14 protein-coding genes are annotated in these 10434 nt (G+C 56.1%); all 14 read right to left on the bottom strand.

Annotated features, from left to right (window positions below; all coding sequences use genetic code 11):
• The coding region (locus tag AB7S84_RS14055; protein ID WP_428155164.1) for a TolC family protein at positions 1–587 on the bottom strand (587 nt) is incomplete at its 3' end.
• Positions 588–656: 69 nt separating this feature from the next.
• Entirely contained in the window at positions 657–1181 is a 525-nt protein-coding gene (locus AB7S84_RS14050; protein ID WP_020878700.1) for a universal stress protein, read from the bottom strand.
• Positions 1182–1211: 30 nt separating this feature from the next.
• The gene (arsB, locus tag AB7S84_RS14045) at positions 1212–2522 is read right to left on the bottom strand and encodes an ACR3 family arsenite efflux transporter (protein ID WP_428155161.1); all 1311 of its coding nucleotides are present in this window, start codon (positions 2520–2522) and stop codon (positions 1212–1214) included.
• Positions 2523–2526: 4 nt separating this feature from the next.
• Positions 2527–2973 (bottom strand): arsenate reductase ArsC, encoded by a 447-nt coding sequence (locus AB7S84_RS14040; RefSeq protein ID WP_020878702.1) that lies wholly within the window; start codon positions 2971–2973, stop codon positions 2527–2529.
• A gap of 197 nt (positions 2974–3170) precedes the next feature.
• A complete protein-coding gene (locus tag AB7S84_RS14035) occupies positions 3171–3635 on the bottom strand; it encodes a putative zinc-binding protein (RefSeq protein ID WP_020878703.1) in 465 nt (154 codons plus the stop codon).
• Positions 3636–3844: 209 nt separating this feature from the next.
• A complete protein-coding gene (locus tag AB7S84_RS14030) occupies positions 3845–3994 on the bottom strand; it encodes a hypothetical protein (protein WP_020878704.1) in 150 nt (49 codons plus the stop codon).
• Between the two features lie 47 nt (positions 3995–4041).
• Positions 4042–4494: a MauE/DoxX family redox-associated membrane protein gene (locus AB7S84_RS14025; RefSeq protein ID WP_020878705.1), complete on the bottom strand. Its 453-nt coding sequence runs from the start codon at positions 4492–4494 to the stop codon at positions 4042–4044.
• Between the two features lie 31 nt (positions 4495–4525).
• A complete protein-coding gene (locus tag AB7S84_RS14020; RefSeq protein ID WP_020878706.1) occupies positions 4526–5026 on the bottom strand; it encodes a rhodanese-like domain-containing protein in 501 nt (166 codons plus the stop codon).
• A 43-nt stretch (positions 5027–5069) separates the two neighbouring features.
• Complete coding sequence (gene ccsB, locus AB7S84_RS14015) at positions 5070–5906, bottom strand: c-type cytochrome biogenesis protein CcsB (RefSeq protein WP_428155156.1); 837 nt, start codon at positions 5904–5906, stop codon at positions 5070–5072.
• Positions 5899–6561 (bottom strand): tetratricopeptide repeat protein, encoded by a 663-nt coding sequence (locus tag AB7S84_RS14010; RefSeq protein WP_020878708.1) that lies wholly within the window; start codon positions 6559–6561, stop codon positions 5899–5901. Before AB7S84_RS14010 ends, ccsB begins: the two co-directional genes overlap by 8 nt.
• Positions 6562–7267: 706 nt before the next feature.
• Positions 7268–7975, bottom strand: coding sequence for a cytochrome c biogenesis CcdA family protein (locus tag AB7S84_RS14005; protein ID WP_020878709.1), 708 nt, complete (start codon positions 7973–7975; stop codon positions 7268–7270).
• A 21-nt stretch (positions 7976–7996) separates the two neighbouring features.
• Positions 7997–8371 (bottom strand): thioredoxin family protein, encoded by a 375-nt coding sequence (locus AB7S84_RS14000; protein ID WP_020878710.1) that lies wholly within the window; start codon positions 8369–8371, stop codon positions 7997–7999.
• Between the two features lie 94 nt (positions 8372–8465).
• Positions 8466–8699 carry a thioredoxin family protein gene (locus AB7S84_RS13995; protein ID WP_020878711.1) on the bottom strand — a complete coding sequence of 78 codons (234 nt, stop codon included), beginning with the start codon at positions 8697–8699 and terminating at the stop codon, positions 8466–8468.
• 140 nt (positions 8700–8839) lie between these two features.
• Entirely contained in the window at positions 8840–10177 is a 1338-nt protein-coding gene (locus AB7S84_RS13990; protein ID WP_428155151.1) for a permease, read from the bottom strand.
• Positions 10178–10434 lie beyond the last annotated feature (257 nt).

The raw sequence follows: 10434 nt of genomic DNA, 5'->3' as shown, positions 1-10434 counted from the left end.
ACCGGTGCGACCCGGCCGACATCCAGTTGAAGTTGAGTGGTCTCCTTCTGGGACTCGAGAGCGTCCATGGAGGCCCGGGCGGAACGCTCGGTTTCATCCAGCTGCAGAATTTTGTAGAATACCGCATGAAGGTTGAGGATCAGGTCCTGACGGGTGCGCTTCCATATTTCCATCGCGCGCCGGCGCCCCAGGTCGGCGATGACAAGATCCGCCCGTCGCCGGCCGCCCTGATACAGGGGCAGCTGAAGTATCAGACCGGCTTCCAGCAGGTCCCGGTCGAACACGCCCGGCTCGTTGTTTTCATGGGCCTGGATCACCCGCATGGGCTCCGAGAAACGCGTATAACCCGCCAAGGCGTCCACCTGGGGCAGAAACGCCGATCTGGCCAGGACGATTTCCTCGCTCTGAACCGATTCCTCCTCTCGCGCAGCGGTGAGGCCCGGGTTATTTTCAAGGGCGGTCTCGATGCAGGCCTCAAGGGTCATGGCCGGCAAGTCAGGCTCGGGCTGTTTTGCAGGAACAGCCCCCGGAGTCAACAGCATCACGCCCAGAAGGGTCAGGAATTGTGCGGCAATACGGCGGGTCATCAGTCACCCTCTATCCTGTCATTCCGATCTATCAATGGCGGGGCCAATACAGGATCACACCGACGCCGGTCAGGGCCTGTCGACCGCCTCCGCATTCTCAATTTTCGGCGGCACGATAAACACCGGAATGTCGCAATGACGGAGCACGCCCTGGGAGGTGCTGCCCATCCAGAGCCCCTGGACCAGGCCGAATCCCCTGCTGCCCATCACCACCACGTCATATCCGCCGTCGCGGGCGTGGTGCAGGATGCGCTTCACCGGATCGCCTTTCTCCACCACCACGGCGTCGACCATGAGGCGGCAGGCCGGAAACCGACCGTTGAATGTGTCACAGTAGTGTTCAATGAACGATTTCGTCTGTTCAAGAACCTCCGCCTCGGTTTTTTCCTCAAGATCTTTCCGGCTTTCATAGCCCTGGTAGAGGATCACCATCAGTTCCGCCTTGGGGGGCATTTTTTCCAGCACATGCAAGATGGTGATGGCGGCGCCGTGGGCATTCGCCATGGCGGCGGCATACCCGAAGGCACGGTTGGCGTTCTCGGACAGATCGGTGGCGAGAAGAATACGTTTGATATCGGGTTGATGAAATTTCATGGACACCTCGTGGTTTGTTCCGTGTCGGTTTCATGCCGGGCCGTCGGGCGTTGTTTTTTTCCCGCTTTGACGGTCCAGGCGATCCAATTGTTTCTGCATCAAATTCAGACGCGCCATGATATCCGCAAGTGCTTCGGGGACGGTCATGCCGCTCAGGAAATCCGTGAACCAATGCCGGGTTTGGGTGCAGATCCTGACCAGCATGAGCATCACCGGCACTTCGATAAGTACCCCCACCACTGTGGCCAGAGCCGCCCCGGAAGAGAGCCCGAAAAGCATCGTAGCCGTGGCAATGGCCACCTCGAAATGATTAGACGCGCCGATCATGGCCGCTGGGGCTGCATCTTCATAGGACAGCCTCAACTTTCGGGCCAGCCAATAGCCGATGGTGAAAATGAGCATGGTCTGGATGAATAGCGGAATCGCGATCCACAGGATGGTCAGCGGATTGGCGATGATCACCTCTCCTTTGAAAGAAAACAGCAATACCAGGGTAATCAGCAGGGCGACGATGGTAACCGGTGTGAGCACATGGAGGAATTTCTCCTTGAACCATGTTTCCCCTTTGGCGAAAATGATCCAACGGCGAGAGAGATAGCCGGCCACAAGCGGCAAAGCCACATAGATCAGGATCGAGAGCAGGAGGGCCTGCCACGGCACCGGCAGACGACCGACACCCAGCAGGAATCCGCCTAAAACACCGTAGAGCACCAGCATGGTGAGGGAGTTGAGGGCCACCATCACCAGCGTCAACCCGTCGTTGCCGCGTGCCAGGTATCCCCAGACCAACACCATGGCCGTACACGGGGCGATGCCCAGGAGGATACACCCGGCCAGGTAGCTTCGCCATAGCGGAATTTCCAGCATTTTGATTCCGTCCATCAGCACGACCGTCCCGGCGCCGTGGGTCGCCCCCACCGGCAGATCCAGTCCAAAAGGCATCTTGACATAGTCCACGGTTTCCGGACCGATGAACCCATAAAACAACGTCCCCAGGAAAAACAAGGCAATGCCATACATGGTGAAGGGCTTGATGCACCAGTTGACGAACAGGGTCAGAAAAACCGGCTTGCCGCTTTTACCGGCCTTGATGACCGAACCGAAATCGATTTTCACCATGATCGGGTACATCATGAAGAAAAGGCAGATTGCGATGGGGATCGAAACCACCGGGGCACCCTTCACGTAGATCGCGAGCCCGTCCAGGTACCGGGCCAGTCCCGGCGCGACCTTTCCCAGCAGAATGCCGGCGATGATGCAGAAAAACACCCAAACGGTGAGGTATCGTTCAAAGACGCTGGTCATTTTGCGTTCATTGGATGCAGCAGCTTCGGTGCTCATGTTTCTACTCCCCGGACGGCCGGTTCAGAGTGCCCGGCAATCCTTCCACAAATAATCTGATTTCATCCCTCACCCGGCGGTAATGCGCGAGGGCGGCCTTTTCCGTGGGGGCATTCTCGGCCAGGGCCGGAGGATCGTCGAACCCCGCGTGGATCCGTTTGGTGGGGCCGTGAAAAAAGGGGCATGTCTCGTTGGCGTGCCCGCACAGGGTGATCACAACATCAAATCGCCGGTGCGGCAGTTCTTCCACCGTCTTAGACAATTGGCCGGAGATGTCCACCCCCGCCTCGGCCATGACGTTTACGGCCCGCGGATTGAGGCCGTGCTTTTCGATGCCGGCCGAAAAGGCCTCGATCTCGCCGCTTTTCAGGTGCTTTACCCACCCCTCGGCCATCTGGCTCCGGCAGGAGTTGCCGGTACACAAAAACAGGATCCTTAACGGTTTGTCCATGATAGTCACCTTGACGTCAATGTCGTTGAATTAACTAATTTCATTTGATATTTCAGTCAATTATGCTATAATTTCGTTAAATTGGGTATCTTTATCCACTTCAACCCCTTTTTTCTTGATCGACCCGAGACTCATTATCGGAGTGTATCTCCCTTTGATCATATCCAACGGCCGGCAACACGTACGGCATCAAGTGATCAGCAGCATCTACCCCCTAGCGACCTTGAACGCGCCTGATCCGCAGGAGACAACGTCTTGGGAGATTTAAAAATGGCGATCGCTTTGATCGGATATTTGAAGGCGAGCCTGACTGCATCCTTGACGACGGCCAAATCTTCTGTTTTCAGAAGCAACGCGCTGTTCCGGCAAATCCCCAGTTGGGTGACGATCACGTGTTTTTCCAATGGAATTCCTGCATTTTCCAGGATGGCCCGACCGCAGGCGCATTCACATCCGTCGATCACGACCAGAAGATCCGCGTCCGTCGCCGATTGAACAAATGCGCTTAATCCTGCTGCGATCCCGGCCAGGCAGAGCATGGCGCCGAACCCTTCTTCCGTCAACTCGACAGCCGCCCGGTTGGCGAGCTGGCCGGCATTGCAATTCCCGGAACAGGCCAGGATCATGATATTCCGCTTTTTGCAATCGCACTCTTCCGTCATGGGAAATTTCCTCTGTGTGATGGTGCCTGGTCGGCAAATGGGTATCCGACGCGTTCTTTCGGGACCGATCCCGGGAGCAGAGGAATACGCCTCTCCCCCGGGTCGTTGCAACGACGCAGGCTTTCCTTCGAAAGCCCGGGGCTTCCACCGCGCTACCGCTGAAAGGACTCAAACCGGCCGGGGCCGTAACAGGTTTCGAATACCGGCATTCAGTGGCGTTGCAGCGCCTTTTCCACCTTTTTGGCCAGGACCGTTTTGACGAAATTCAGGGCCCGCAACGGATCTTGATCCACGGCGATGTGAAGAATATCCGTGACATCCTCGACGGAGAGCGTCAGTTGAACCGGTTTCAGGGTCATGTTTCCCTCCCTTGTAGATTGGATATCGGACATGATGTGGATCTGGATCAGCGTACAGCGGCGGTTCCTGCTTTGCTCCGGTCCGAAGGCCTCCGCCGAAAGAAAAAGACCTCCAGGGTGAGCCAGACCGACACCGCCAGAAACCCCGCATCCCGAAGCACCGTCCACAAATCGGCCGGCCCTTCGGTGGCTTCGGTGGAAAAGCAGCCGCAATGGATGTCCAATCCCCGCATCAGGTTGAATGCCAGGGCCCCGATGAAGACGGTCATCAGCCCGGTGCTGATCAGCGTCGCCCCCGGCAGCCATACCCCGACAACGAGGCACACCCCCAGCAGCAGCTCCAGCCAGGGAAGCATAATGGCCGCCAGATTGACGGCGACGTCCGGAAGAATCTGGTAATTGTAGACGGCCTTGGCAAAAGCCTCGGGATTCAGGACCTTGTCGTAACTGGCATAGAGAAAAACAGCCCCTAAAAAAAGACGGAGCACTCTGAAAATCACAGCATGTCTCCTTTTTTCTTCTGCCACGGCCTCAGTTTCCCCCCTCCGTCGGCAGCCCGGCCTCCTGCCAGACGGTCCAGCCGTTGACCAGCACGCGAACGTTTTCCATCCCCATGTCTTTCAGGAACAGGGCCAGATCATGGCTCAGGTCGCAGGTCTCACCGTCGCAATAGGTCACGATCGCCCCGGCGGCCGAGAGCCGGTCCGCCGCATCCATGAAATAGCCGTCCGCCTCCTGGAACGGGAGGTTCAATGCACCCTGGATATGCCCTTCGTCGTACTGGCTCTCGGGCCTCGCATCCACGAACAGGACATCGCCCCGCTCGAAGAGCCCGCGGACCTCTTCCAGGGAGACGACCAGGCTCTCTCCCGCATCATCGGAAAATCGGGCATCCGCCGACCAGTCCCCCACCAGGGGTATGCCGTCAGATCGCCATAGATTGACACCGACCGACAGAAGTAGCGCCAGCCCGACGAGGGCGAATATTTGCCTGAGGGCCTGTTTGAAGAGAACTTTTCCGTCTTGAATCACGACGCCATTCCTTTCAATGCCATTACATCCCCCGCTTTCGGTTCTACATGCTCCCGTAACTGTGCAGACCGGGCAACAGGTTCACGCCGAAATAGGTGAACAACACGGCCCCGAACCCGGCAATGGAGAACATCGCCGCCCGACGGCCCTGCCATCCGCGCATCAGACGGGCATGAAGCAGGGTGGCGTAAATGAACCAGGTGATGAGGGACCAGGTTTCCTTGGGATCCCATCCCCAGTAACGCCCCCAGGCTGAATTGGCCCACACCGCCCCGGTGATGATCCCGGCGGTCAAAAAAAGAAACCCCAGCATCACCATCTGGTGGGTCAGTTCGTCCAGAACCCGTGGAGACGGCATTTTCCAGCCCGAACCTTGGGGTGAGTCGTGTTCTCTCCTTGCAAGAAACATCAAACTGAGGCCAAAAGCAACGGCAAAAGCCGCATATCCGATAAAACAGGTGATGACGTGGGCAATCAACCAGTTGCTTTTGAGCGCAGGCAAAAGCGGCTGGATTCGGTCGCTGATATTGGGCGACAGGGATGCATAGGCCATGGCCAGAAACGCCAGCGGCATGGCAACAGCCCCGATCGTCGGATGACCGTATTTCTTTTCCACGATCAGGTACAGAACGGCAATGGCCAGGGCGAAGAAAACCAGGGATTCATACAGGTTGGACAGCGGCGCATGGCCGATGCCCAATTGGTAGGTCTCGGCCCACCGCAACCCGAACCCCGCAACATTGCCGAGCACACCGGCGACGCCGGTCCGGAATGCAATACGTCCCAACGCGTCTTTGTGAAACACCCATGCCGCGATGTAGAGAAAAGCGGCTGCACCATAGACAAAGGTAGTGATGGAAAGTATGAGAGAACTATTCATGAACACCTCCTTTTTGCCGATTCAGATCTTTTTCATGGCCTTCCCTGAAATGCCGGACCCGCTCATCCACTGTCTGTCCGTCGGCAAAAGTCGCCAGCGGGTTGATTTCCAGCAAGGCCTCCCACGCTTCAACGGCACCCTTCTCATCACCAAGATCATACAACAGAACAATACCCTTGTTCATTCGGGAAACTTCATGCCTCGGATCCGCGGCCATGGCTTTGCTGAACGCCGCCACCGCTTTCCGGGGCTGCTGGTTTCGGCGATACATGACTCCGAGATCGGTCAATACGTTGGGATTGTTCGGCTCGATAGCAATTGATTTCTCATAAGCAACGATTGCTTTCTGAAACTGATCGGCGTCGAAATAGGCGTTGCCGAGTTGTGTCCAGACATCGGCATTTTGCGGATTTCGCGCCGCCTCGGCCTCCAGGGCCTGAAACATTTCAGCCGGCGGCTGTTTACCGGAAGCCGCCTGGGAAACCGTTGAAGACCCGCCGGGCAGTGGGCTTGTCTTCATCACACCGAATATCGTACCTGCAATAAAACCGACCAGCAGGGCCGACAATGAAAGCACGACCGCTGTCTGGCGGCTGACGGTTGAAGACTTGTCGGCGACAGCCTTCACCGACTTTTTTTGATATTTTTTTGTCATATCCGAAAAAACTCCTTCTTCACTGAACAGGTCTTCCCGAACAAGGGAAGCGGCCGAAACAGGCGCCTCTCAATACAAACCTTTTGCGGTTTGGCTCTCAAGCGCGGGCTGGCCGGGGTTGTCGCAAAACGCCCGATGCTGTCCACGGTTCAAGCGGCACTGGTTTCATACACGGCCGCAGAAAACCCTATCCTGTAAATATCGGGGATGCCTGATGGATAATGTAGGGTCGTGAAGAGAGCCTTCAACACAAAAAAGCGCATTTGATCATGAAGGGCGGCGGTGATGCCTCAGGAAAGGGGTGTGGAAAAAACAGCACGCCTTTTCTGATGGCAACGAACGACGCTGCCGTCGGTGTCGTTATCGGATGTGAAGTGAATGCCCGGGGTTTATCGAGAAGCCTTCTTTCATTCCGGAAATCGGAGGAGCTCGCCCGCGTCAACAGCCGGTCCTCGTGAGGCCGACAGGATCCCATGTTGCAGGGTACGGAATTGTGCGGGCCTGCATCACGATGCGCGGTGCTGATGCCGTGACACGCCGAAAAGCAGGCGTCGACCGCCGCCGCGGCACACCCCTGCCCCGGGTTTGAACCCAGCAACAGCAATATGACAATCCACACTCTCGACATCAACTGAATCCCATCATCCGTGTTCTTTCGATTCTTAAACCATATTGGGCCGGTTTGGAAGATGCAATTTCGTCTCTGTCACGTCCCCAGAAACGGGTTTACAATGAAATAAACTCCGAACAGTCCGATGGCGATGCCGGCCGTCTTCCGGAACCACAGGCTCCCCTGCTGGAAATTGCTGTTTTCCAGAAGCCGCTGCACCAGAGCCGTGGAACTGCCGGCCACCGCAATGGGAATGCAGTGCCCGATCCCGAAAATCACGATATAGAAAATCCCGACGGCGATCTGTTTCTGGATCGTGATAAAGGCCAGGATCGGAGCGATAAACCCGAAGGTGCAGGATCCGGAGAGCAGGCCGTAGGCCAGGCCCAGGACAAATGCGCCGAACATGCCCCTGAGCTTGAATTTCCCCATCAGACCGCCGGACACGGAGCAGGCTGAAACACCCATCATGCCCAGCGCCACCCAGATCAGTATTCCGCCCACCAGGATGGTCCAGTATGGCCCGATCTCGCCGAGCATCCGACCCAGCAGGGAACAGACGATGCCTACCATCGCGATGGTGATGAAGAGGCCTGCGGTGAAACTTACGGCGTATTTGGCGCCCTGCCGGGGGCTGAGGGTTTGATTCTGGCCTGCCACATAGCTGACGATAAGGGGGATGGACGCCAAGTGGCAGGGGGAAAGCAGGATGCTGATCATTCCCCACAGAAAACAGCCGGCGGCCGCAACGGCGATGCCGCCGGTCATCCACTGATTGACCGTCAGAAAAAAGGTTTCCAACATCGGTGCATCCTCCCTGGAGACTCAGTTGACGCCCATTTTCTTCAGTTGCGCGACAATGGCCTCTTCGCTCATGAACCCGATGTTCCGGAACACCTCCTTGCCGCTCTCGTCAAAAAAAATCTGGGTCGGAATGGCTCTCAGACCGTATTTTTTCGCCTGGCTCTGGTCTTCCCACACATCGATGAACACAATGGCGGCCCGACCGTCATAGGTCTTCTTCAGTTTGTCGAGAATCGGGGCCATGAGCTTGCAGGGAATGCATTCGCTGGCACCCAGGTCGATCATGGTGACCATTCCCTTGACGGGCACTTCCGGGGATGTCGGCGAAGCAAAGGCAATGGCGACGGATCCAATACAGACGAAAACCATCAAAACCAGCTTGCGTCTCTGATTCATTTTTCCCATTCTCCCTCTCGGTCGATTCATCAAATTGTCTTTGAACTCACAATGCTTCCCCACAGCACTGCACGCTCCCCCTTCGAGGGATAACTCACTTTTTAAGCCACTTCTTAACCTCTTCCTTGGAGGGGATCTTGCCCACCGATTTCACCTCTCCATCGATGACCACCGCCGGCGTGCCGAACACGCCGTATTCCCCGATTTTCAGAATATCGGTCACTTTTTCCACCTGAGCGTCCACACCCGTTTCCGCAACAGCATCCTTGACCGCTTTTTCCGTCTGCTGACATTTGGGGCATCCAGGCCCCAGCACTTTGATTTCCATGGTACCTCTCCTTTAATGTTGATCTTGCGACGCCATGAGGCGTCGCAACGAGTTGCATGTTGACTATAATTCAGACCTGATGAAACCGTGGCATGAAAACCATCCGACAGGGTGATCGGAGTCACGATCCGGAATCTCAATCATACGAAATAATGCCCGAAAATCATTCCGCACAGAGTGGACATAATGACGACCAGACACACAAAAACAGCAGTTTTCCTGGTGCCCATAACGCTTCGGATAACCAGCATGTTGGGAAGCGAGAGAGCAGGACCGGCCAGGAGCAGCGACAGCGCCGGCCCCTGACCCATTCCCGAGCCGATGAGCCCCTGCAGAATAGGAACTTCCGTGAGCGTCGCGAAATACATGAACGCCCCCACGATCGCAGAAAAGAAATTGGCCCCGAAGGAGTTTCCCCCCACCAGACCACTCACCCATTGGGAAGGAATGAGCCCTTCGCTGCCCGGTCGTCCCAGCAGCAGTCCGGCCACCATGACGCCGCCTAGAAGCAGCGGCGTGATTTGCCTGGTGAAACCCCAGGTGGCGATGAACCAGTCTTCGGTTTCGCCACGAGTGGTGGTGATGAGAATAGTGAGAGCTATGATTCCCGCACTGAAGGAGATGAGTGGTTCGTGGGGGAAGAGGAATGCCAGGGCCGCCACAATGATTCCCGCAAACACCACCTTGATCGCTTTTACGCGAAACCAGACGATGAACTCAATCCCCAGACCCACGGCAAACGCCCCCGTCAACCACCATTTGATCTGAAAAACGGCGTTCCAGAAGCCTACAGGTTCAGATGGCTTGCCCCAGGTGGCGGAGATCAGCAATCCGATCATAGTGGAAAAATAGACCACATTCTGCCACAAAGGCCGCTCGACCTCCACAGAAGGCAAATGCATTGCCGCCTGCACCTTTTCTTCTTCTTCTCTCAGGAAGAAAAAGTGCATCAGCAACCCGATGACGATGCTGAACAAAATCGCTCCAACGGCACGTGCGATGCCCAAGGGCAATCCGAGGATCCTCGCGGTCAGCACGATGGCTAGAATGTTGATGGCCGGGCCGGAGTATAGAAAGGCTAGGGCCGGTCCAAGACCTGCCCCCCGCTTCCAGATACCGGCAAAAAGGGGCAGCACGGTGCAGGAGCAGACCGCCAGAATGCTGCCTGAAACCGAAGCCACGCCGTAGGCCAGAACCTTGTTGGCCGTAGGGCCCAGGTACCGCATCACCGCGGCCTGAGACACAAAACAGGAAATCGCCCCGGCAATGAAAAATGCCGGCACCAGACAAAGCAGTACATGCTCCTGGGCGTACCATTTGACTAGAGACAGGGATTCCAGTATGGCATTGGTGAACCGCTCGCTTTCCATGGGAAGATAAAAGGCAACCAGGAACATCCCAACAATCAACGACATCGGTATCCAGATCGTGCTCCAGTCGATACGGCTTGGTGCCGTTTCCTCCACATCCTCTGACATATCGTCCCTCATCGATTCTTTATGAGCTGTTTGAGCGTTGCTCATGACTGATTCTCCTCGTTGTTCGGTTGAGTTTTTTTCTGCGGTCGCGATTTGCCGACCATGGTCCCGGGAGGTTGTCATCTCCCCTAAAAAATTTAAATTCAAATTTAACGATATATTGATTCATATTAAAAACGTCCGGATATCAGTTATATTGCACCATATGACGATATATAAACCCCAGAAACATCTGTTGCGGCAGATAAAGGATGATC

Source organism: Desulfococcus sp. (genome assembly GCF_050178255.1).
Lineage (GTDB): Bacteria > Desulfobacterota > Desulfobacteria > Desulfobacterales > Desulfococcaceae > Desulfococcus > Desulfococcus multivorans.
The sequence above is the reverse complement of the archived record's forward strand: the minus strand, read 5'-3'. Positions and strand labels throughout refer to the sequence as shown.